General features: G+C 32.5%; 20 protein-coding genes. 7 read left to right on the top strand and 13 right to left on the bottom strand.

Features of this window, described 5'->3' with window-relative positions:
- Positions 1 to 12 precede the first annotated feature (12 nt).
- The 9 genes from B0A75_RS20665 to B0A75_RS04270 form a co-directional block, all read right to left on the bottom strand.
- Entirely contained in the window at positions 13 to 1,395 is a 1,383-nt protein-coding gene (locus tag B0A75_RS20665) for a TlpA family protein disulfide reductase (protein WP_244284343.1), read from the bottom strand.
- A 27-nt stretch (positions 1,396 to 1,422) separates the two neighbouring features.
- The gene (locus B0A75_RS04305) at positions 1,423 to 2,895 is read right to left on the bottom strand and encodes an aspartyl protease family protein (RefSeq protein ID WP_089053051.1); all 1,473 of its coding nucleotides are present in this window, start codon (positions 2,893 to 2,895) and stop codon (positions 1,423 to 1,425) included.
- A gap of 6 nt (positions 2,896 to 2,901) precedes the next feature.
- A complete protein-coding gene (locus B0A75_RS04300) occupies positions 2,902 to 3,771 on the bottom strand; it encodes a thioredoxin family protein (RefSeq protein ID WP_089053050.1) in 870 nt (289 codons plus the stop codon).
- A 72-nt stretch (positions 3,772 to 3,843) separates the two neighbouring features.
- A complete protein-coding gene (locus B0A75_RS04295) occupies positions 3,844 to 5,340 on the bottom strand; it encodes a PKD-like family lipoprotein (protein ID WP_089053049.1) in 1,497 nt (498 codons plus the stop codon).
- 32 nt (positions 5,341 to 5,372) lie between these two features.
- Positions 5,373 to 6,143 (bottom strand): DUF4843 domain-containing protein, encoded by a 771-nt coding sequence (locus tag B0A75_RS04290; protein WP_089053048.1) that lies wholly within the window; start codon positions 6,141 to 6,143, stop codon positions 5,373 to 5,375.
- Between the two features lie 11 nt (positions 6,144 to 6,154).
- Positions 6,155 to 7,603: a RagB/SusD family nutrient uptake outer membrane protein gene (locus B0A75_RS04285; protein WP_165765087.1), complete on the bottom strand. Its 1,449-nt coding sequence runs from the start codon at positions 7,601 to 7,603 to the stop codon at positions 6,155 to 6,157.
- Between the two features lie 10 nt (positions 7,604 to 7,613).
- Positions 7,614 to 11,006: a SusC/RagA family TonB-linked outer membrane protein gene (locus tag B0A75_RS04280; protein ID WP_089053046.1), complete on the bottom strand. Its 3,393-nt coding sequence runs from the start codon at positions 11,004 to 11,006 to the stop codon at positions 7,614 to 7,616.
- A 112-nt stretch (positions 11,007 to 11,118) separates the two neighbouring features.
- Positions 11,119 to 12,270 carry a FecR family protein gene (locus B0A75_RS04275; protein ID WP_089053045.1) on the bottom strand — a complete coding sequence of 384 codons (1,152 nt, stop codon included), beginning with the start codon at positions 12,268 to 12,270 and terminating at the stop codon, positions 11,119 to 11,121.
- A 171-nt stretch (positions 12,271 to 12,441) separates the two neighbouring features.
- Complete coding sequence (locus B0A75_RS04270) at positions 12,442 to 13,032, bottom strand: RNA polymerase sigma-70 factor (protein ID WP_165765086.1); 591 nt, start codon at positions 13,030 to 13,032, stop codon at positions 12,442 to 12,444.
- 409 nt (positions 13,033 to 13,441) lie between these two features.
- Here B0A75_RS04270 and B0A75_RS04265 point away from each other — a divergent pair, with 409 nt between their 5' ends.
- From B0A75_RS04265 to B0A75_RS04255, 3 genes are all read left to right on the top strand, one after another.
- A complete protein-coding gene (locus B0A75_RS04265; protein WP_089053043.1) occupies positions 13,442 to 14,320 on the top strand; it encodes a helix-turn-helix domain-containing protein in 879 nt (292 codons plus the stop codon).
- A 72-nt stretch (positions 14,321 to 14,392) separates the two neighbouring features.
- Positions 14,393 to 15,223, top strand: coding sequence for a Rossmann-fold NAD(P)-binding domain-containing protein (locus B0A75_RS04260; RefSeq protein WP_089053042.1), 831 nt, complete (start codon positions 14,393 to 14,395; stop codon positions 15,221 to 15,223).
- 4 nt (positions 15,224 to 15,227) lie between these two features.
- Complete coding sequence (locus tag B0A75_RS04255; protein WP_089053041.1) at positions 15,228 to 15,620, top strand: DUF5367 family protein; 393 nt, start codon at positions 15,228 to 15,230, stop codon at positions 15,618 to 15,620.
- Between the two features lie 52 nt (positions 15,621 to 15,672).
- On the opposite strand, the gene B0A75_RS04250 is transcribed toward B0A75_RS04255, so the two are convergent.
- Together B0A75_RS04250 and B0A75_RS04245 are read right to left on the bottom strand one after the other, a co-directional pair.
- A complete protein-coding gene (locus B0A75_RS04250; RefSeq protein ID WP_089053040.1) occupies positions 15,673 to 17,112 on the bottom strand; it encodes a glycosyltransferase in 1,440 nt (479 codons plus the stop codon).
- A 423-nt stretch (positions 17,113 to 17,535) separates the two neighbouring features.
- Positions 17,536 to 17,952, bottom strand: coding sequence for a lipocalin family protein (locus B0A75_RS04245; protein ID WP_089053039.1), 417 nt, complete (start codon positions 17,950 to 17,952; stop codon positions 17,536 to 17,538).
- A 340-nt stretch (positions 17,953 to 18,292) separates the two neighbouring features.
- On the opposite strand from B0A75_RS04245, the gene B0A75_RS04240 reads away from it, so the two are divergent.
- On the top strand, positions 18,293 to 19,645 hold the full coding sequence (locus tag B0A75_RS04240) for a GH1 family beta-glucosidase (RefSeq protein ID WP_089053038.1): 1,353 nt from the start codon (positions 18,293 to 18,295) through the stop codon (positions 19,643 to 19,645).
- 306 nt (positions 19,646 to 19,951) lie between these two features.
- On the opposite strand, the gene B0A75_RS04235 is transcribed toward B0A75_RS04240, so the two are convergent.
- Entirely contained in the window at positions 19,952 to 20,308 is a 357-nt protein-coding gene (locus B0A75_RS04235) for a hypothetical protein (protein WP_123872312.1), read from the bottom strand.
- 1,063 nt (positions 20,309 to 21,371) lie between these two features.
- Between B0A75_RS04235 and B0A75_RS04225 the strand changes: the two genes are divergently transcribed.
- Together B0A75_RS04225 and B0A75_RS04220 are read left to right on the top strand one after the other, a co-directional pair.
- Entirely contained in the window at positions 21,372 to 21,572 is a 201-nt protein-coding gene (locus B0A75_RS04225) for a hypothetical protein (RefSeq protein ID WP_089053035.1), read from the top strand.
- Between the two features lie 56 nt (positions 21,573 to 21,628).
- Positions 21,629 to 23,338 (top strand): tetratricopeptide repeat-containing sensor histidine kinase, encoded by a 1,710-nt coding sequence (locus B0A75_RS04220; protein ID WP_089053034.1) that lies wholly within the window; start codon positions 21,629 to 21,631, stop codon positions 23,336 to 23,338.
- An 81-nt stretch (positions 23,339 to 23,419) separates the two neighbouring features.
- On the opposite strand, the gene B0A75_RS04215 is transcribed toward B0A75_RS04220, so the two are convergent.
- On the bottom strand, positions 23,420 to 23,953 hold the full coding sequence (locus tag B0A75_RS04215) for a 5' nucleotidase, NT5C type (protein ID WP_089053033.1): 534 nt from the start codon (positions 23,951 to 23,953) through the stop codon (positions 23,420 to 23,422).
- 84 nt (positions 23,954 to 24,037) lie between these two features.
- Between B0A75_RS04215 and B0A75_RS04210 the strand changes: the two genes are divergently transcribed.
- Positions 24,038 to 24,787: a DeoR/GlpR family DNA-binding transcription regulator gene (locus tag B0A75_RS04210; protein WP_089053032.1), complete on the top strand. Its 750-nt coding sequence runs from the start codon at positions 24,038 to 24,040 to the stop codon at positions 24,785 to 24,787.
- The last annotated feature ends 8 nt before the right edge of the window (positions 24,788 to 24,795 follow it).

Below are 24,795 nucleotides of genomic sequence, written 5' to 3'. Positions count from 1 at the left end.
AAAGATTATGTATTAACTCTTCAATAGTTTATCCAGTTGTTCTCTCAATTCAGGATTAGATGGACGGAAAGCATCTGTGTTGATAATGTTCCCTTTGGTATCAAATAATAAAAATCTCGGAATCGCATTTACTTCATAATTTTTAGCGACATCAGAATTGAAATCTTTATCAGCCATTAACTGAATTCCTTTTAATTGTTCTTTGGTAACAAAATCTTTCCATTTTTGTGCGTCTTTTGGTTTATCTAATGAAAGACTAACGAATACAATATTTTTTCCGTGATAATCTTCTTCAATTTTTTTCATGTGCGGAATTTCAGCCTTGCAAGGTCCGCACCAAGTTGCCCATAAATCGATATAAACAAATTTTCCTTTGAAATCTGAAAATGAAACTGGTTTATCATTAATATCATTATACGAAAAATTTAATCCCTTTTGTCCTACGCTTTTATGAAGCACTTTTTCGTATTCTAGTAAAAAAGTTTTGCTAGCTTCAGAAATCATATACGGTTTTATGCTTGGAGCTACTTTTTCATATTCTTCGATTTTCATTCTTGAAGTTGACACTGCATCACGTAAATAAACATCTTTTAACGCAGGATCTGTAATATGATCTAATGCTTCAACAATATCTAAACGCTTTGGAACTGCGGCACCATTTATACTTATATAAAAGAAATAATTCGACATTAAAGCAACTCCGTTATGTAATTTTAACAAATCTGGATCTGTAAACTTTTTATCTGTCTGCCAAGTTTTTATAACCGCCGGACGATCGTCTTTATCTGGAAATGCAGTTCTAGGCATTCTGAAAAAAGTATATGTCGATTCTTCAACATCTGTTGCTACAGCCAGTTTTAATAGCTTATTGAAATTAGCATCTTTTGTATTTATTGTTTTAGAAAATTCATTTGCTTTTGCAACACCTTTATCAAGCCAAGGATAAAAATCTAGGTATGTTACATTTCCTCCAAGTCTTGCAAATGGTGCAAATTCATTATATATTTCATTTGCTTTCTGAACCAGAACATTCTGCCCCACATTTTTTCCACTCAAAACATAATGCTCTTTATTAATAACCAAATTGATATCTAATTTTGGTTCTAAATACAAACGGATTAACTGAGTTCTGTTTTTAAACTGTCCGTAATCAACATAATAAAAGCCAGCAGTTGAAACTGGTGTCATAAAGCCAAACTCCCCAAGCGGATTAACTTTTGCGGTAGCAGCAACGGCTGGCTTTCCATCTTCAACATTGTAAAGTGTAACTTCTTTCGCCTGAAAATCTGGAATCGAAATTGTTCCTTTAATTACAGCATATTCTGAAATACTGCCTGCAAAACTCATTTGAACCGTAATAAAGGTCAAAATGAAATAAAAAATGTGTTTTTTCATGATAGTTTATTTGTTTTTTGATTGTTTTTAAATTGAAATACGCATCGACTGATCACCTTGTTCGATAATCAGGTCTTTACTTTCTTTATTGTCTTTTAGTTTTTTAAGATTTTCTGGTTTCAATAAATCTTTGGCTTCAAAATCATTAATCTGAGTGATTTTTGCTCCAATTTTGATTTTCTTCAAGTCTTCATTTTGCTGGTCTATAATTCGTTTTACTATAAGATTCTGGTTTTCGTCAAAATCCAAATTAAGTCCAGCGATATAAAATGAAGATCTCTTTTTAAAGTTTTTATTTGGTTCTAAATAAACCATTTTATGGAGCACATCAATTGTAAAATTGAAACGTTTTATTAAATCAATTCCCAAAGATCCATCAGCGTACGCCCAATTTTTATTTGCCTCTTCATATTCCTGAACCGCAATTGTTACATCTGAAAAATTATTTCCGTTAATAGCAACATTTGGTATTGTGCCGCCTACAATTTTAGTTTGTTTTCCTAAACTGTAATTAACAGATGTATATTCGGTTTTTAAACTGGCTTCCAGATTGTTTTTATGATTAAAAGGTCCGTACGCAATTAAGTCATAACCCGCGCCGGTATCAAAAGTAAAATTGCCTTCGACTGTTTTTTTATCTTCAAATGTCAGATTCATTTGTACGACCGGAAGCCCCGATTTATAATCAAAAACTAATGGTTTTGCTTTTCCCAAATAATTGAAATTTCCAAAATTGTACAAATCAATTGTCATCGTATCAAAATTGACAGATGTGATATAATTGCGTAGTAAATTGGCGCCAAATAATCCATCATAAACACCATGTTTTGGAAAAATAACAAGACCTTGATTTTTTAAAACCTGATCGCCAATGTAAATGGTATTATCTGCCGAGTATTGTACTTGCTGACTTCCGCCAACCACAGATGCCGATTTGCTTTTTGTAACTACAACTCCTGCTTTATAAGCACTGTCTGGATTTAAAGCCATTCCGTCTGCGCCTGTATCAAACAGCATTAAAAATTCACGATCAGCTTTGTTTAACTTTATTTTAATTGCGATTCCGTTTTCTATAATTTCAAACGGAATGCTGGCCATTTTTTTTACCTCAGCATTTCGATCGACTCTGTATAATCCGTCAAAAAAAGTAACATAGCGTATTTTGTTTTCTTTATTGAAAACTATTTGTGTGGGTTTCTTTTCTTTTCCTTTGAAACAAAAATCAGCCGAAACAAAAGTTTCGTCTTTAATTGCTGCCGATTTTCCAATTTGGATAGAATCTAAAACAGGAAAAGCATTAAAAATAGTATTTAAATAAAATTCATTTGAAGATGAATCTCCTGCACCTACTGTAAATTCGGGTGCCAGAAGATTTTTTATATCATTATAATTTTTATTTTGAAAGGCTTTTTCGAAAGATTCAATAGCTTTTTGAGCGCTGTTTTGAGCGCAAACTGAATATCCAAAAATCAATATCGAAAACAAGAATATTTTTTTCATTTCGAATTACTTTTGTAAAGTATAGGGATTAGTTACCACTTTTTCTACGCCAAAATCTTTCAATAAAATAACTGAATATTTTGTGAATTCTTCTGGTGTATACAGTTCTTTAGCATCATTTACTAATTCTGTAAAACCTTTCAAATCCTTCTTTTTTTCGTACTCTTTTTTCTTGCGTTGCAAAATGTTAAACACATGAGTATTAACACTCCATTTTCCGTAATCTTTAGCTAATTTTTTACTGCTCAAAAGAAATGGATCATCATATTGTTTACCAACTCTTAATCCAGTAATAATTACAAAAGAAACCTCTTCAGTAGCATCTTTAGATTTTAAATATGTATCGATTACTTCAAAAGGAACATTTCTTTTTCCATCTAAATAAGCTTGTTTGTAAAAATCTGGATAGTCTTTTTCTTGAATTTCTGTACTGTATTTTTTGAAAACACCTTTTTTAGCAGCGTCTTTTGCATTTTGAAGCAAGGCTGTAAATTGCTCAACGTTTTGAAAACCGCCGGCAATATCAATTACTTTTCCGTCTGCATTCATAAATAAAAATGTTGGAAATCCGGTAACGCCGTATTTCATGCATAGTTTTTTACCAATTTCTTCTTTCAAAATATCCGATTTGAAAGTGACAAAATCTTTGCTTAAAACAACAGCTACTTTAGGATCTGGAAATACCTCTTTATCCATTTGTGCACACGGCATACAACCTGTAAAATACAAATCGACAAAGATTAATTTTTTCTCCGTTTGGGCTTGTTTTTTGGCTGATTCCCAACTTTCTTGAGTTGATTGCTCTTGTGCTTTTAAGGCAATAGTAGGACAGGCAAGCAGCAAAACTGCACTTGCGATTTTAAAAAAACGTTTCATAAAATGTAGTTTTTAGAAACCGAATGAAGAATGTTTTTTTGCTCTTCATTCGGCTTTGTTTAAGGTTTTTAGTTATCTACCACGGTATGCAACATCAACAATTTTGCATAAACCACTGTATGTATCTGTTAAAACTAAATCTCCATTTACTGGAGGAACAGTATATAATTCTAATTTACCAGTTGTTCCGTAACTGCCGACAACTAATTTTTTGTCTGCATTTCTTGCATAAGCATGAAAACCGATATAAGTTATCTCTTCTGATCCTTTGTTTATCATTAATTTGGCAGACTGAGTACCATTATCATATTCATAAACTTTACCTCCCACAGCATAAAATAAATATCCTGAATCCGGGCTTACAGCAAACTTGGTCGCTTTATCAAATTCTGGCGCGTTTAATATTTCTTTATAATAGCTTTGTACTAAAGTTCTTGAAAAACGAAGCAAATTGTATTTCCCCGTTGAACGGTTTTTTAAAACCGCAAAACTTTCAAAACCATTAAAACCAGATGTGGTCATGTAAATTAAATCAGAATTGGTATTGTTCCAATCAAGAGTTGTAGTACTTCCCGCTACAGGAGGCATTGGAGAACAATTTCCTTTAGAATAACTAAAACGTACAAAACTGCGAGTATCGTTATTGAAGAAAACCGGCATTCCACTCGCTCCACTATTTGTTGCAATAAAAGGTGCAGCATAAAAAGGCTTTGTTTCACTCTCCAATATGTTTTGAGGCAGACCATATTTTATATTGAAAGGGCGATAATAATAATAAATATTTCCTTTACTATAAACAAAATTCTCTGAACCAGAGCCTGGAGTTTGCATAAAATCAACTCCAAAATCGGTTGGAAATGCGCCTCCCAAAGTCTCATAAGCAAAGTTTTGCGACTGAGTCCATCCAAAAGAATTTGGATCAAGTCTGGCAGTACCACTTTCAGTTGCGGTAACATATACTCCATATGCAGAAGAAGCAGTAGCGGCTCCAAAACAAGAAACTTCAACAGCTGAACCTGACAATTTTAAAGCTGAACCTGAAGCATCCAAAACATCTGTAATAATTCTTGGTTCAGGAATACCTGGTAATATTGAAACCATATCTAAACGTGCCTTTCCATCTACATTTCCAATTGCTAACCAGCCCTCGTAAATAGAAGATATTACATTTAACTCAAAAGGTTTTTGCTGCCAAGTAACACCAGTAACTTTATCTTTTACAAAATAATATACATCATATTTTCCTGAAGGTAATTTTAGAATCCCGTCTAAATCTTTTGTGGTGGCCAAAAGAATTACTGATGTTGGATCAGCTAAGATTTTAGAAGGACTAACTACAACCCATTCATAAGTATAACGATCCGGGTTATTGCCATCGTCTATAGTTGCATTTAAATTGGGTGTAATCTTGAAGTATTCACCTGAATAGGCCGTATACGCTTTTTCGACACCAGTTACTGCAATTTCATTAATTGCGTTATAATTGTAATTTCCTTCATCTTCTGAACAGCCATAGTTTAAAACCAACAGCAAGGACAGAAAAAACTGAATTTTTATATTTTTAAACATAATGTTCTATTTTTAAAATTTAAAGAATATTTTTATGGAAAGATCATTTCTTTTCCATCCTCTTCATAAATGGTATTACCTGCCGCTTTTTGATCGGCCAAGTAACGTTTCATAAAAGCCTGATAATATCCGAAATCAGCCAATCCTAAACCAGGACCTCCTAATTTCTGATTGAATATCTCTGGTTTTAAATCTATCAATTCGCACATTAAATAAAACTTTTTGGCAGTAAAAACTCCTAAAGCCGTTGCATACCATCCTGGTGGCTGTGTCAATTTATCATCTAATGATAATTTGAAAGTGATAAAGCTAATTGTCTTTCCAGTAATTTTATTTAGATGGCTCTTCATCTCAGTCTTGAACGAATCATTCTCTTCTAAATTCAAAATCAACAAGAAAGGTTTTTGTTTCATATCAGGAGTTCTGTGAACTTTTAAAGCTATAGTATCTAGCTCTTTTCCAGCCGAAATTTTTATAGTTTCTGGAAGTTCAAAATGAGTTCCTGCAATTGCTGTACTTTTTGGATCAACTGACACTTTTACATTTCGGTCTACATCACTCACTTTTCCCTGTACACGAATTGGTATTTTATAAATTACTTCGGTAAGTGACGCTTTTTCAAGGGCAAAACTATATCCCGCACTATCTGTAACGGTTTTCGTTCCCTGAATTATCATACCGTATACAGAAGGTCCAAAATAAATACTATCCACACCCTCAAAGGTGTCAATTTCATCTCGATTGCATGAAGTAATTCCTAATAGGGATAAAACCACAACGCCTAAAATCAATATTTTTTTCATGTCTAGTATTTTTAATTTTGAAAGTTAATTTCAGCGTCTGGCAACGGTACTACATACTGCGCAGCTCCCATTGTTAAGTTTCCGCTTGTGGCTGAACCATTTGGAATTGTAACACTATTTTGTCTTTTGTAATAAAAAAACAATTGTCCTTCGCCTATAAATTCTTTCTTATATTCTTTTGTAACTTCAGTTGTTACGTTTACTGCAGCTCCTAAATTGGTTAAACCTCTATTAAAACGAAGGGTATTTAAAAAAGTAATTCCATCGGCTGGAACCGGAGCTGTTTCAGCTGCAATAAGATACATTTCTGAAAGTTTGAACATTGGAATCTGCAAACGGAAAAGACTTTTCTTTTCATCTACATCCTCATATTTAAAAAACGTTTTTTGAGTTTTTCCTCCCACAACAGGAACTTTCCAGCTTGGCAGACTTCTATAGTCATTATCATTGGATTCAAAAACAGCTGTTAATCTGCTTAATACTGGAGCATAGATTTGGCTGTCTTTTAAATTTGAATCGAACAAATCTCTTTGTTTTGTGTATAATGTGTAATCACTTAAAGCAAAGAAATTTTCAGAAGAAAAAGTTCGATCCGGATTAGCAGCATTTGTAGCTTCCAGAAATGGAGTCCATGGAAAAAATGTATTTGATTTAGTAAAATTAATCACTTCATTTGCCACTGCAGAAGCACCTGCTTTATCTCCAGAATATAATAACACACGGGCTTTTAAACACTTCACAGCCAGATAATTCATTCTATTTCCTCTATTCATTGAGTAATATGGATTTGCATCAAAATCTGATGTTGCTTTAAATCTCCCTGTGGTCAAAACCGGATCTTTATGTAATAATGCTAAAGCTGCATCTAAATCTGCTAATATTTTTGTCATTACTTCTTGTGCAGGAATCAAAGGCTGGTTGGTTGTAATTGCTTTATCGTAATATGGTATTGCTAATACAGAAGGACTTACTTTGTAAATTGGTCCGTATAAACGCAGCATATCAAAATGAAGCATAGCACGAATTCCTAAAGCTTCTCCTTTTAAAAGATCCGCTTTATCCTGCGACACAATACCTGGGTGTTCTTCTATGCTTTCTATAAATTTGTTTGTATATAAAATAGTTTTAAACGCTTCTTGCCAAATACTAGAGAACAAAGCTTTAGGGCTGCTTTCTGTATAAGCATAAGAGGCTATTTTATTTTTATTATGCGAACTTGGCATATTGTACTGCTGCCCTAAAATTTCAACAGCATCCATAGTAAGCTGTTGTCCGTAAAGATTATTATTTGCAAGACTCAAATAAAGTCCGTTATGCACATTCTGCATTCCGGCTTCATTTTCATAAATTTGAGATTCTAAAATTTTATCCTGAGGCACTACATCCAAAAAGTCACTACAGCTTACAGCCGAAAAAGCAATCAGGATGGTTAATGCTATTTTATTTAAATACTGATTCATAATTATGGTATTAAAATGATACATTTAGACTTAAAGAAAAAATTCTTGAAAAAGGATATTCGATACCTCGCTCTGCTTTTATAGTAGAAACTCTAAAAAAGTCATTTGCATAAGCATTGAATCCTAAACCAGCTAATCCGTTCTTACTAAGCCAAGTTCTACTGGTTACACGATATCCTAAGCGAAGAGATTCTCCTGAGATATAATCATCTTTTTGAATAAAACGAGAAGAGATTGGAGTTTCATTCTTTAAACCAATAGCTTTAAATTGCGCTATTTGTCCTGGAGTAGTCCATCTGTCTGTAAAAGCTCTGGCATCTTGATTGTCGAATATATTATCACTGTTAATATTTTCAACTTTATCATATAAAGCGGTATTGAATCGCTCTGCACCAAAACTGTAACGGATGAATACGCCTAAACTGAAATTTTTGTAGTTAACACTTGTAGATACTACTCCTGTTGCAATTTCTCTGGAATTTCCCATTACAACCTCATCTTTTTTATCTAAAATAAAAGTTGCCTCCCCGTTTTTCTTTAAGAATACTTCTTTTCCTGTAGCTGGATCAATTCCTAATGACGGAACTGCCCAAAGATCATTTGAACTTGCTCCATCGTAAAACCTTGTTAAACTGCTTGTTTTTTGAGCAGCTTCATTTAACGAAGCAAGAGCATTATTAAAACCTCCTAATTCGTTTTCATTTGTTGTAGCTGTTAATCCTACTCCCCAATAAATATTTTCTTTTAAATTATTTATAATGTTATAATTTGCTTTAAGTTCTAAACCGCGAGTTGTAATATGCCCAACATTTAAAGGATAGGCACTAACTCCTGTAGAAGCTACAAGGTCTATAGCAACAATTTGTGGTGTAGTCTTGCGTTGGTAAGCATTAAATGTAAATGTTAACCTGTTTCTGTACATTGCCAAATCTATTCCTAAAGACAAATCTTTTGTTTTTTGCGCTTCTAAATCGGTATTTGCTAATTGAGAAACATTTAGCCCCGCTCCAAAAATATTGGTATTAGGATCATATAAATAAATATCATGAGAAGCATATCCTACAAGATTCTGATTTCCGGTTTGTCCGTAGTTAGCACGAAGTTTTAAGACATTTACAATATCTTCATTCATCTTAAACTCGTTGTTGATATTCCATCCAAAACCAATACCATAATAAGGAGAATACTTTTTATTGGTTCCAAAATTGGTTGCTCCTGAGATAGTTTGTGTTAAATCAACCAAATATTTTCTATCGTAAGCATAGTTTAACTGATTGGTAAGGTCAATGCTTCGAACCATTTCATTGTAAGTATTTGGCTTGGAATCTTTCTTAAACCCAAAAGCAAAAGTTGGATTACCGGCAACTCCTAAAGGGAATCCTGTTAACGTAGAACCATAAAAACCATTTTTTGTTTCTAAAGCAGAAGCTCTTAAAGTATAATTAACGGAGTGAACATTATTAAAAACATTTGAATAGGTACCTCCTATATTTGCATTCCATTTATTAGTCAAGTAATCTATTCTCTTGTAACTTCCTTTTTCAGTTGGAATCTTATCTATAAATTGAGTGTTATCCGGTGAGATAAATTCTGTTGTTGTTTCGTCTAATCTTGAAACTGATAATGCTGCTGTCGTTCTGATATGCGGCGTAATATCATAATTGATAGCAAAGTTGTTTGTAAAATTAAACTCTGTCCCTTTATCATAACTATTTAAAAGCATATTATACATAGGGTTTTCTTCCTGATTTACATAGTAATTCACAAGAGGATTTCCTACTGGTATATTAGTTCCATCTAAATAACGTGTTGGAACTCCATTTTCATTATATTTTTCATAATATGGACTTGCTTTTGCCCAAGTAGCAAAAGAGCCATAAGGAGATTTTTGATTATTACCGCCAGATACAAAGAAGTTGTTATTGAAACTTATTTTTTTCTTTCTATAAGTTAAATTAGCATTATACCCCCAGGTATTATGCTCAGTACCTTTCATGGTTCCGCTAACAGTTTTATAATTTCCGGCAAGATTAAATCTAAATTCTTCAGATCCTCCACCTACACTTAAACTGTGTCCAGAAGTTATTCCCATCTGGATTGGTTCATTAAGCCAATAGGTATCTACACCGCGACGTACTGCAGCTAAACGCTTGTTATAAACATTCTGCCAGGCAATAGGCACATCATATGAACCATATCTAGTTGGAATATAAGCGCTAGAAAGTCTTTCGAATTCTAGTTTTTGCTCAGCATTCATTAAATTATAAACACTTAAATCAGCCAGCTCATAAGATGAATTGTACACGTAAGAAACCTGCAATTTACCAGCAATTGGTTTAATAGTTTCAATAACTACAACTCCATTTGCAGAGCGAGAACCGTATAATGCAGTAGAAGCGGCATCTTTAAGAAGAGTAATAGTAGCAATTCTGTTAATATCTAAATCGACAACCTGTTGCAATGTCGTTGGAAAACCATCCAGAATAAACAACGGCTGATTTGGGTCTTCTTTAAATTGATCATTTACCTGATTTACAGATAAACTTGTTTGCCCTCTCACCTCAATAACCGGCAAAACATTCGGATTAGATCCCGCAATATTATTATTTAATACAATAAAAGACGGGTCTAAAGTTTTTAGAGCCTGAACCACATTTTGTGTCGAAACCTGTCTTAACTCTTCTCCTCTATAAATAGAAACTGCTCCCGTAATAAGTTCTTTTTTTCGTACGGTAACACCAGTGTTTACTACAACACCATCAAGTGCTTTAGTTTCCTGCACCAGTACAACGTTGATTACTTTTCTTTTTTGTACCTGAATAACATTTGATCTGTGACCAATATAACTAAACAGAATTTGTCCGTCCTCAGGAGCTGTAACTGTATATTTTCCGTCAAAATCGGTTTGTGTTCCAGATCCTGCTTTTGCTCCTTTTACCTGAATGTTAACTCCAGAAAGCGGTTCATTTTTCTCGTTGGTAACAACACCTTTTATTTCAATTAGTTTTGACTGAAAGGCAAGTTCATGTTCTTTTGGTACTTTTCTAACTATAATGGTATTTCCATTTGAAAAACTAAAATCAAAATCTTTACTGGAAAAGGTGTTTTCTAAAAGGTCATTCACACGGATTTTTCCTTTTTTAAGATGTACTTTAGGCAATTTTTTAAATAAATCTTCCTGATAAATAAAAGTATAATCTGTCTGCTTTTTAATGATTTCAAAAACTTCATCTACAGACACTGTTTTATCAGCGGCAATTACAACTTTTGTGTTTTGTGAAAATAGATTTACGGGGGAAAAACCAAAAATTGTAGTACAAAATAAGAATACAAAAGTTCTCATAATGTTAATAATTAGCCCTTTTCTAAGATAGAAATAGGCACTGGTTAATTTAAATTTCATAAATTTACATGTTAATTGGTTGGTTGGTTATTAAAACTGATCAATGGATTGATACATAGAAAGGGATAAAGTGCTGTACGGTGAGAGGTCTGAACTTTAATCCCTTTTCTTTTTACTTGATAATAATCTTATCGTCTTTTTTCTCATAGGCATTAATAAAATTAATATTCTTAATCGTCGTTAATATGTCTTCTAGTTTTTGATTTTTATTCAAAACACCGTTAAATTTCACATTTCCAAGTGCAGGATCTGCAAATACAATATCTACATCGTACCATCGCGACAGTACTTTTGCAATCTCCTTAAGCGGCATTCCTTTAAAAACAAACAAGCCTTTTCTCCAGGAAATTTCATTATACACATCGACCTGAGCAATAGCAATATGATCGTTGTTGTTACTAATTGTTGATTGCTCGTTTGGCGTTAAAATTTCTTTATTGTTTGAATTGCTTACGGCAACCATACCTTTTACTAATGTGGTATAAATTGCGGTTTCGTCTTTGTAGGCTTTAATATTAAACTCGGTACCAATAACCTCAACATTTTGCATTTGGGTTTTTACTTTAAATTTGGAACCTTTGTGTTTTGTACTTGGTGAGACTTCAAAATAGGCTTCTCCATAAACCAGTTCTACTTGTCTGGTTTCTCCATCAACAAAAGCAACCGGATATCTTAATTGTGATTCTGAGTTTAACCAAACTTTTGTGCTGTCTGCCAGCTGTACAAAAAACTGTCCTCCTCTCGGAATCGTTAAAAAGTTATTTTTAATTCCTACAGGTCTATTTTCTTTTGAATTGTAAACCAGTTTTTCTCCGTTACTTGAAGCATTTCCTTTATTGTAAGCTTTACCTTTTTCTAATGTAATTACTGAACCGTCTTCTAACGTCAAAGTTGCTTTATCACTTCCTATCAAAATTTCTTTGTGAGCTACAACAGGAGTTTCAATTTTAAGCGGATTGGTTTTATTGACAATTATCGAAATGGAAATCAGCAATAACAATGACGCTGCCATGGCAATAAACTTAAATCGGGTTGTAGTATAAAATGGTTTAAGCGGAATTGTTTTTGTTTCGTTCGACTGAATTGCTTCTTGAAGACGCATTCTCATTTTGTGCTCCAATTCATCTTTAGAACCCAAAGAATCATCCCATTCTTTTGAAGTCTGGAAACTTTCGTAAAAACGCAGTAATTGTTTATTCTCCTCCCGATTAGTATCACCAGAAAGATATCTGTTTAATAACGTTAAGAATTCTTCTTTTTTCATTTTTTTTACTATTAATGCGGGAGTATATTAAGTAAGTATCTAAAAAGATATTTACCCCCTAGTCCAAATCGTATTTTTTTTTATTTTTTTTATCTTTTTAAGAAAAGTCTCGTTGTAAATAAGAAAATTCAACGGTTTAAACTTATAATTGGTAATCATTTCAGCTTTCTCCTAAAGATTTTTAGAAAGCCACAAAATCATTGCAACACTCAGAGTACTGCCCATTGACAAACGAATGGTATGAAGTGCTTTTGTTATATGATTTTCGACAGTTTTTGTAGAAATATTGAGGCGCTCAGCAATTTCTTTATGACTTAGCTGTTCTTCTCTGCTTAATTTATAAACCAATTGGCATTTTTCAGGAAGATTCTCAACTATAGAATTAATGTGATATACCAATTCGTCATGCATCAATTGGGTTTCTGGCGTGGTATATTGAAAACGCTTTTCTAAATCATCAAAAAGTTCGACATGAATTTTGTCTTTATTCCTTCTTATATGATTAAAAACCTGATATCGGGCACAGGCATACATATATCCTTTTAACGAAATATGAATTTCAAGTTTCTCACGATTGTGCCAGATATTCATAAATATATCTTGAATAATATCCTCGCACAATTCTCTATCCTTTAACACATTATAAGAAGACATAAACAAAGACTGCCAAAATTTATTGTACAGTTCAGTCAACGCAGTTTCATCCCCATTACGTAAGCGGTCTATTAAAATGACATCTTGATTTAGGTCTGGTTTTGACAATTGTTTATTAGTTTGAATAGGTAAGTTTCAGCAAACATAATAAAATATTTGAATATTTTTAATTTGTTATGAACCAAGAACTTTTGTTATGTTTTTAACATTTATTTTTGATTTAAACCAATTTTACATCTCTTCTAAAATAACTTAAAAATGCATGCCTCAAAATATAAATTTGTCAATCCTTTTGAAATAAAAAAAAGAATTTATTAAAAATTTTAGCAAAACATTAACAGATTTACCCTTAAAATAAAAATGTTAAATCTAATTTTCATGCAGCTAATTTCTTTAAAACTATAAAAACAAATTTGTTGTCATTTCTATTTTGTTTACAAAGCAAGAAAGTACAAAATACAGGATTAAAAAATAAATAGTACCTTATCCTACTTTTTCAAAACTGTATCTTCCCGCTATGACAACAGATATTTTAGAATTACACGATTGTATTGTTTTAATCGAGCACTCGAATACCACAAAAACAATAATTCAAAAATGCGAAATTGACGGCGATGCTATAGGTTTTGCCTTTTATGGATCTGGCAATGTCGAGTTGGAAATTAAACACAATAATCAGACAAAATATTTGGTAAACACAACAGGTTTGGCAATTTGCTTTTTTGGAAATCAAAAAGTAGAATTCTCTCATAAAATAGAACCTAATAAACCGCTGCAGTCTATTAGTATTTTTACTAAACTCAAAAATTTAAATTCCCTTCCGCAGGCAGAAAAAGAAATTTTCGAAAATCATTTACCACAGTTATTAAACCCTAAAGAACATTTTGTAAAAGGCCCATCGTTTTATATGACGCTCGAAATGCAATTGGCAGTACAAAAAATATTTAATACTTCGTATACTGGAAATACACGTTTGTTGTTTCTAAAAAGCCAGGTAAATGAACTTTTAGCTCATTTCTATGCGCTTTTAGCTTCTGAGAAAAAATCGGAATTGTCTGAAGTGGATAAAAACAAACTTTTTCAGGCTAAAGAAATAGTCACCACCCATTATTCAACACCGCCGTCAATTACTCAATTGTCACAAATGGTGGGACTCAATAGTAATAAATTGAAAAAGAATTTTAAAGAGCTTTTTGGAATTCCAGTTTTTAAATATGTTCAGGAAGAGCGATTAAATAAAGCGTATGAATTACTCCGAGAAAGCGAAAAAACTGTTCAAGAATCAGCATGGGAAGTAGGTTATGAAAGTTTAAGTTCGTTTTCGAATGCCTTTCAGAAAAAATTCGGAATGCGCCCAAATGATGTAAAACACCAATTCTTTTCAAACAAATCATAATTCTTTTACAACAAATGATTTGTTCTTAATCTAAGCAGCTTTGTATCAGTATTCATTTAAAAAGATATTGATATGAAAAAGAAAATTTTAGTTCTAGGTTCCAACGGAAAAACAGGACGCAGAGTTGCCGCAAGATTAGAAAATAATCCTGAAGTCGAAATTCGTTTAGGATCGCGAAACGAAAAAATTCCATTTGATTGGGAAAACTCACAAACATGGGAAAATGTCGTAAAAGATATTCACACCATTTATATTACTTTTCAACCCGATTTGGCTGTACCCTTTGCCGCAGAAGCGATCGAAAATTTTACCAAACTTGCCACAAAAAACGGTGTACAAAAAATAGTTTTACTTTCTGGAAGAGGCGAAAAAGAAGCTCAGGTTTGCGAAGAAATTGTAAAGAAAAATGCCCAATATTGGACGATTATCCGTGCAAGCTGGTTTAATCAAAATTTTAGCGAAAGCTTTTTCTTAGATCCAATTCTTTATGGAATTGTTGCTTTACCAAGAGCCGAAGCACTCGAACCTTTTACAGATGCCGATGATATTGCCGATGTAGTAACAACTGCGCTTTTGGATGACAGCCATAACGGAAAAACTTATGAACTAACTGGTCCAAGATTACTGACTTTTAAACAGGCTGTAAATGAAATTGCGGAAGCCAGCGGCAGAAATATAACCTTTCAAAGTTTATCGCTGGAAGAATATACGCAGATGTTACGAGAATATCAGGTTCCTGAAGATCATATTTGGCTCGTAAATTATCTCTTTGAGCAAGTGTTAGACGGAAGAAATTCTAATATCACTCAAGATATTGAAAATGTACTTGGCCGAAAAGCAAAAGACTTCAGCACTTATGCAAAAGAAACTGCCAAGACAGAAATCTGGAATCCAAAAGACTAAACTCATGCGTTTTTTTAGAGCCATTTTTTCGGGAATTTTAGTTTGGATCGCAGTAAGTCTTTCCTTTTATGTATTAGAAAAAGTTTATTTTCTAGAACAGTCTTTTTTATGGCAGTCGATACTTACCATAGTTTTTATTGTCTTTTTTGCCATTGGAGCTGCAAAGTTTTATTATCGGAAAGAATATAAAATGAGTGGTTTACAATTAGGAATTATAATGTCTGTCACAGCATTAATTCTAGATGTTTTTATAACAGTACCATACGTTGAAATTCCAAACGGCAGGAGTTACGAAAGCTTTTTTACAAGTCCTGTTTTGTGGATCTTAGCTTTTACAAATGCTTTTACAGTTTATATTTGGAAAAAAAGACAAGACCTAAAAAAAACTCCTGTTTAGTGGTAGACAGGAGTTTTCAGAATTAAATATAAATAGTAGTTTGTGGAAAATACTAACCTCTGGTAAGCCATCCTTTTTTACGAGCGGTAATTATTGAATATGGAGCGATCCAAAATAATCCGAAGGTATAAAAAACGCTGTATGAATAAGCCCAAAATGATTCTGCCAAAGAATATCTTTTTGCATAGAATAACATTGAAAAGCTAGACACAATCAATATTCCTAAAAGCGTTGCGCTGATAAACAATAAAGGATGCGTTGCTATAAAATAAAACATAAAGATCAAAAACGGATAAGTCATAATGATTCGCAATGATTGATCGGTACATAATAATCTGGCTCCAAATTTAGATTCTTTTCTAAAATCTTTAAAAACATATTTCAACATCATAATATTTTCACGAACATTACTTCTGCCCCATCTTATGAACATTTTATATAAACCGGTATAATCTTCTGGAACATTTGTAAGGACAATAGCATTTCGTTGAAACAATACATGCTTTCCTTGTTTTAAAATCATGTTTGTCATAGCACGGTCTTCGCCAATATCCGACGGTTGTCCCATAAAAGTTTGCTCAATCCATTCTGGCAGACATTCAAAAACTGCCGTACTGCGATATGCAGCCAAAGCTCCCGGTGTGCAAAGAACAGAACCCAGCATACTTTCGGCAGAACGCATAAACTCAAAACTCATTACAAAACTCACATTCAGCATTTTAGGCAAGATTGCTTTTTTATTATTCAAAACCTGAACATTCCCGGCAACTGCACCACATTTTTCATTGGTAACAAACGGACTTACTAAATTTCTTAAAGTATCTTTTTTAACGATAGAATCACTGTCGACAGTCACAAAAATCTCCCCTGTTCCTAAATTAAAACCACGGTAAAGTGCATGACGTTTTCCTTGATTTTTAGGCTGTTGAAAAATGGCTACACGATCACCTAATTTTACTTTTGCTTGTTGAATCCAATACCAAGTATCATCTTTGCTTCCATCGTCAATTGCCAAAAGCTGCAATTTATGCTCAGGAAAATCACTATTAGCTAAACTCATCAAAGTATCGTAAACCAATTTACCTTCGTTGTATGCAGGTACAATTACCGTACAAGTTGGCAATAACTCATCAGATACTGATTCTACTGGTTTGTATTTCAAGTACAGAAATAAATTATAAAGAAATATACCGCCTTTAAAGACAAATAGAAATACGGTGATTCCTAAAAATATAAGTCCGCCAGTCGAATTTATTCTTTCAAAATGAAGCTGATCAAAATCAGGTTGAAACTGAAATACGAAAAAAGCTCCAGTAAGCATTAATAAAAAAGTCCCCACAAGAACCATAAATCCAAAAGGACTTGCAGGACGTTCTATATGTTTTTTTGTTTTAGTATTGTTGCTTTTAAAAATTGAAGTGCTTATTTGTGCGTCTTTGCTTATATCGCTGCCAGCATAAAATTGCTTTGAAATAATTGATTCACTTTCCATGTCTTATTTGTTGTATTAATTCTGTTTATTGGCTTTTATTAAAATGATATTGATTTTGTGCATTTACTTAAATAAGCGCTAAAATTTATTTTTTATAAAAGATTGACATGTACCCAATTTACAAGCCGCGTGCCATAATGGCTTTTAGCTGAATTTTAAGATGTTACAAATTAGGATACAAAAATGAAGTGTGTATTTTTTTTACACATGTAAACACTTTACACAGTAATTGTGTACTGAAAGTACCGAAAATAAAGGGATTTTTTAATTATGAAGAGGTGTAATCTAAATGCTAAAACGAAAATTTTATTACAAAATTGCCTAGACTATTTAGTAAAAAAAAATAAAGCATCGTTATAAAAATAAAAACGGAAATATCTTAAAAGTCATTTCCGTTTTTATTCAAATTCAAAATAAATGATGTTATCTAGTATAAACCGTTATTTCACCAGTAGTTTTATCCTTCAATTTTAGTTCCTTATTAGTAAGGTTCATAATGTCGCTGGTTGTACTTAAATTACCAATAGTAATTGTTAAATCATTATGAGATCGTACATAAGTTCCGCTAGTTTCTGTTAAGCTGCATTCAGTACCTTCATAATCACCTATAACTGCTGTATTACTTAATCTAAGTTCTAAATAATCTCTAGTACATCCTGCTGCATTTTCTGGAGCATCAATTAATACTTCCTCTCCACCAACAATTTTTCCCGTTTTGCTTAAGTTATATTTTCCTTGTACCGGAATTATTGTTTCTCCTTCATTATCATCACTGCTGCAAGAGACAGCGAACATTCCAAAACTTAAGGCTAATGCGAATATTATTTTTCTATTTTTCATGTCGACTTTTCGTTTAAAGTTATAGTGACTAAATTAAAAGTATATACTTACAAAAAGTTTCACGATTATAAGAATGATTTGCATAAATCGCATTTTAGTTATGTTTTCAAAAACAAAAAAACAGACTGCAAAAAAAGAGTTAAATCTAATTTAATCATTTAATAATAATCACTTTACAATAAATTCACATTAATTTTATTAATTTGATTAAAACTAAATATCATGAAATTCTTTAATCTAAATTTTCTAGTTTCATTCAAAGAATGGCTTTTTTTAAGAGCGATGCAGTCCTCTTTCCTTCATTAATAAATAGACTTTAAATAAAGGAAAATCCGATTGAATGAATAAAGTTGAAAACTCATTTCTAAACAAAAACCAATTTGGTGAAGATTTCTTGTGGGGTGTTTCTACCGCCGCTTTCCAAATTGAAGGCGCACACGATGCTGATGGTAAAGGTTCTTCTATTTGGGACGTTTTTACTTCTCAAAAAGGAAAAATAAAAAACGATCATCATGCCATAACCGCTTGCGATTTCTATAATTCGTACCAAACAGATATTGATTTAATTCGCGAGTTAAACATTCCTAATTTTAGGTTTTCTATTTCGTGGCCCAGAATCATGCCCACTGGTGTTCATCCTGTAAATCAAGCTGGAATCGATTATTATAATAAAATTATAGATTCGCTGCTTGCATCTGGAATCGAACCTTGGATTACGCTTTATCACTGGGATTTACCACATTCTTTAGAAGTAAAAGGAGGCTGGACGAACCGAGAATCTGTTACTTGGTTTTCTGATTATGCGGCTGTTTGCGCTCATTATTTTGGAGATCGGGTAAAAAACTGGATGGTTATCAACGAACCCTCAGTGTTTACTGGAGCTGGATATTTTTTAGGTATTCACGCACCAGGAAAAAAAGGAATTTCCAATTACCTAAAAGCAATGCATCACGTAACACTCGCAACTGCTAAAGGTGCAAAAGTATTGCGAAATGCAATTCCTGACGCAAATATTGGAACTACTTTCTCCTGCACTCATATCGAACCTGCTACACAAAATGCTAAAGATATTGAAGCCGCGAAACGTGTAGATACTTTACTGAACAGAACTTTCATAGAGCCAATTTTAGGACTTGGTTATCCGCAGAAAGATCTTCCCGTGCTTAAAAAACTCAATAATTATATTCTGGAAGATGATTTAAACAATCTCGATTTTCATTTTGATTTTATTGGTCTTCAATGTTACACGCGCGAAGTTGTAAAATCCTCTTTATTGATTCCTTACATTGGCGCCGAATTAGTAAGCGCAGATAAACGAAATGTCATTTCAACCGAAATGGGTTGGGAAGTTTATCCGCCTGCATTGTATCATGTTCTAAAAAAGTTTAATGAATACAAAGGCATCAAAAAAATAATTATTACCGAAAATGGCGCTGCTTTTGCCGATACGGTCACTAACGGAAAAATTTTTGATATTAAACGAACGCATTATATTCAAGATCATTTAGAACAAATCTTAAAAGCAAAAGAAGAAGGCTTAAACGTCGAAGGCTACTTTGTCTGGAGTTTAACAGATAACTTCGAATGGGCTGAAGGTTACAATGCCCGCTTTGGATTAATTCATGTGGATTTTAATACTCAAAAACGAACCATTAAAAACTCAGGTTTATGGTTTAGAGATTTTTTGTCGTAAACCTACATAAATAGTTTAACCGCAAAGATCGCAAGTTTTTACATTCATCATTTTTAGAAAACACAAAGTTCGCAAAGCTTTACAATAATCCTTGCTTTGTGAACTTTGCGTAAAAAATAGCTCTCATTAACTCAATGTCATTACGTTCAGCGTTTTTTTGAGTACCAGCTATTATAGATTCTTTTATTCGTTTTGAAAGCTCCAGCGGAGCGAAATATTTATAGCTCAATTTATTTCCATGCACAAAAAGCTCCAGAGGAGCGACATATTCGTAAAAAACAATAAAGTCATATAAATCAATTTAATCTAAAATTTATATTGTCTTTTTAAGATTCCAACATGAAGCTTACCATCTGTTTTTAAGTGCGATACTACTCGAATATACTGTTCTTCGGGATATTTTATATCATAACTAAAAGTTGTATCTTTTGCTTTAATCTGAAGCAGATGTTTTCCTTCATCTGATATTGGCAGTTCTACTGTTTCGTAACCCGGAATTCCGCTTGCCGCTTTTAAGTTAATTTCCTGAATTTTCTCTTTATCCAAAAGTATTTCCAGCTTTACATTATCAAGTTTACTATTCGTAGGTTGTTCGAACGAAACAACATATTTTTTACAACCAAACATGCATAACACAATTAATACTATTAGAATTTTTTTCATAAAAGATGTTTTTAAATTGAGAGAGACTAGAAATTAAAATCTCTATTATTATTTTATAAATATAAATAATTTTATGACAATCGATCCGCTATAAAAACGAGTTTTACTTCTTTGAAAAAGAAAATTGCTAAAAGGGAAAAATCCAGAAAATTTATCGCTGAAAAAGCAAAAAAAATCACTTATTTTACTGGTTTTTATTAGGTTTACTGATTATTTTTTCTTATCTTTATAGTATAAATAACAGATCATATATGCCAAAAAACAAACCATTTACACGCCTTATTTGCCCTTTAAAAAATTATATTTTTACGCATTTTACTCTTCAAAATGCTTTTCGATTTCCTTTAGAAAATATGCTGCCTAATCTTTCTTCTGAACAAAGTTCAAACTTGCAGAAAATAGCTGAGCGATTGCTCCCTTTTCAATCTTAATTTTTTTTCTCGGATATATTTTCTGATTCATTTTTCTAGAAAATATAAACGTACAATTTAGAAAAGATTTCCCTTTTGGGAATGTTCTTTCGACGCCTCATTTTTATTATTCACCAAAATATTTTTTTATATGCCATTATTTTTGACTTCTACAAGTAAACACTTATCCTCATTTTTAATTTTTGTTTCAACTCTATATTATTTCTGCATTTTTTAATCGTTCGAAACCAACTTTTATCGGACTTTTTGCATCTATACTATTATAGATTTATTTGAACTTAAATACCATTTAATAATTTAAACTAGACTTTGTATACTTTTTTTCTGGGAATTCTCGGGAATCTCAGGAATACGCGGGAATTCTGGGAATCCCTTGCCAGTAAAGGCTTCAAAGCGCCTTTACTTTGCATCAAGAAATTAGTTCAAGTTTTGTCTGCAGACTAAAACAATATTAAAAACTAGTTCTAATTACAGCGTGAAAAACTGTAAGACCAAGTTTATTCGGGAAGTATAAACAACGTCTTACTGTTCTCCACACTTTACTTCCCAAAACCTATATGGTATTGCCTTAAAAAATTCTGGATCAACTCCAGACGGCCATACCTATGTCTAATTTCTAAAAATAAATCAAAATGAAAAAATTTATACTATTTATCGCTTTTGCGTTATTGTTCACTATATTTTCTTGTACTCCAGATGAGTACGAAACACAGCCAACTAAAAAAACAGAAAAAAAAGATGGCTTTGCTGCAGGACCCGGTGAAGATCTTCCTCCTGATGAGGCTGATGGTCCTGGTGATGGAGGAACAGGGACAACACCACCAAAACCTTAATAAAAATATATTTTTAGTATCTAATAAATTACTATTTTCGGGGAAAGTAAACTTATATGTTGCGGTCCCCGTTTTTTTATTTTATTATACTTCTTTTTCTTTTTTCCTGTCAGGAAAAAAAACCTCTTAATACTAATGTTGAAACTATAGAAAAAGAGGCTCTTAGCTTACGAAATAAAGCAATTGAAAATTACGGAAAACAAAACTTCAATACCTCCTTTTACGAGTTTAACAAATCCAAGCAACTTTATGAAACTTTAAAAGACAGTGCCAATATCGGGTATATACTCATTCAAATAGCAGGTATTCAACAGGTCAATGGAGATTATTATGGTAGCAAGGAAACCGTAACCGAGGCAATACCCTATCTAAAAAAACACCCGAAATATTTTGCTGACATAAATAACATATTAGGTATTGCCGACAAAGAACTTTCTCTTTATGGTGATGCCATTTTTTACTATAAAGAAGCAGTTATTAAATGTACAAATTCTATTGGAAAGCAAATGTCTTTAAATAATATTGCGGTTGTTTATACCCATCAAAAAAAATATGACAAAGCAATCAATCTTCTAGAATCTATTTTAAGAAAAAAACTATTAAAAGAGAAAGATCTAGTTACTAAAGAAGCCTTAATTATAGACAACCTTGGTTATGCCTACTTTAAAAAAGGCATGAATGAAAAAGGATTGCATTTAATGAGTCAAGCTCTACAAATAAGAGATGAAGCCAAGGATACTTACGGAAGTATTGAAAGTTATCTGCACCTTGCCGATTATTATGCTCAAAAAGACACTCAAAAATCAAATGAAAATGCTCTTGCTGCTTATAACGCCGCGACAAAACTAAATAGTGTCGATGAAAGATTAGAAGCGCTTCAAATTCTAATTTCTAATAATCACAGTACTCAAAACAGCAAATATGTACAAAAGTATTTTACATTAAATGACAGCATTATTAAAGTCCGGAATAACTTTAAAAACAAGTTTGCAAAAATTAAATACGATGCTAAAAAGGAAAAAGATGAAAATGCAACACTTCGTTTAGAAAAAGCAGAAAACCAATTAGCACTGCAAAAAGCCAACTATCTGAGAATTGGATTTGTAATTCTTTTTATTTTTCTAGTCCTATTAATAGCCATCTTAATACGCTATTATAAAAATAAAAATAAAGCGATAGAATTTAAGACTTCGTATAACACTGAAACTCGAATTGCTAAAAAAATCCACGATGAATTAGCAAACGATGTATTTCATGTGATTGCTTTTGCGGAATCTCAACCTTTATCTGCCGAAAGCACCAAAGAAAACCTGCTTCAAAAATTAGACGATATTTACGGACGTGTAAGAGGAATTTCTAAAGAAAATAACAAAATTGATACTGGAATAAATTTTACCAAAAGCATAAAAGAAATGCTTTCGATGTATAATACCAGCGCAACAAATATCATTGCTACTAACTTAGAAAATATAAACTGGGAAAGTATTGATGATGTAAAAAAGATCGCCATCAGCCGAGTTTTACAGGAATTAATGGTGAATATGAAAAAACACAGCAACGCAAGTCTGGTTGTAATAAAATTTGAAAATGATCCAAAATCAATTCTAATAAATTATACTGACAACGGTAAAGGCTGCGAAAAAACAAAGATTTCTAAAAACGGTCTCCAAAACGTAGAAAGCCGTATACTAGCCGTTAAAGGAACTATTAATTTTGAAACGGAACCTGACAAAGGGTTTAAAGTCAAAATATCGATACCTAAATAAAAACAGTTTTATAAAAAGCCTTTCAGAATTTCTTCCGAAAGGCTTTTATCTTCAAAAAACAACTATTATAACCTTTTAAGCTTATAATGTTTCGTTTAAAACCGCAACCGCTTCTTTCCAGTTGTTCACTCTTAAGTGATGCGTTTGGTTTATATTGTGAAATGCCGTAAACATAATAGGTTTACCCATGCAGTAATCTAAATTTTTGCTATGATCATCAATCAAATAATCTGTATTGATGATTCGTTTGCTGCCGCACAAAACAATGTTTTCCCATTTAATAAAAGGAAAATGTTCGCCAAGCCAAGCTACTTTTTCAGCAAGTGAAATTGGGAATTCGGTCGCTGCCGAAACTATAAAAATTTCAAAATTCTCCTGCAGCTTCTGCAAACTTTCAACAGCATCCGGCATTACAGGCAGACTTCTAAAAAAGTTACCTTTATTTAAAATTCCGTGTAAAAGCTCTCTTCCTTTAAAAGCTTCTTCTTCACTTAATCCCTGAATTCCTTCTTTCGAAAGGTTCATTCCGTATTCTTTATTAAATTGTTCAATCATTTGTGATTCTATATCGGCAAGTACGCCATCCATGTCAACGGCAATAGTTTTCTTTTTCATAGTTTTAATTTTGCGGTAAAATTATGCAAAAATTGCAAAACTTTGCAATTTTTAACTTATTTTTGCAATATAAATTTGCAGGAGATGAAAAAAGAAGAACGTCAAAAAGTAATTTTAGAATACTTATCAAAAGAGCATCGAGTTACTTTACAGGAACTTAGCGAGTATTTAAATGTATCCGAAGACACAATTAGACGAGACGTAAAAGAGCTTTCTGATCAAGGTTTATTAAAAGCAGTTCGAGGCGGTGCAGTTGCGCCGTCACCAATTCCGCTTCACTTTAGAAATAGAGAAAAACACGATCTTGAGAATAAAAAAATTATTGCAGAAAAAGCCCTTCCTTTATTAAAAGACGGACAGGTTGTATTTATAGATGGAGGAACAACTTCGTTGGCTTTAGTGGCTAGTTTTCCTTATGATTTAAAGTTAACAGTTATAACAAATAGTTTTCCTGTTGCGGCTTTGATAGAAGATTTACCCAACATTGATTTGATTTTTGCTGGAGGAAAAATGTGCAAAACTTCTTTTGCAACTTCGAGTATTGAAACTATTGATTTCTTTAGGAATTTTAGAGCAGACGTCTTCATTTTAGGAATCTGCAGTATTCATCATGAACGAGGTATTACAGGAATTTTATACGATGATTCTATGCTGAAAAAAAATATGATTCAGAATTCCAACTTTGTTATCGCCTTGAGTTCTATTGAAAAAGTAGGAACTGCAGAATCGTATTTTGTGTGTCCAATTAAAGATATTAATGTTTTAGTAACCAATGTTTCACCAGAAGAAGAATCTTTGAAAGCATACAAAAATGCAGGAGTTACAATTGTTTAAAACAAAAA

The sequence above is a fragment of the Flavobacterium oncorhynchi genome, assembly GCF_002217355.1.
Classification (GTDB): domain Bacteria; phylum Bacteroidota; class Bacteroidia; order Flavobacteriales; family Flavobacteriaceae; genus Flavobacterium; species Flavobacterium oncorhynchi.
This window is presented reverse-complemented; position numbering and strand designations above follow the sequence as displayed.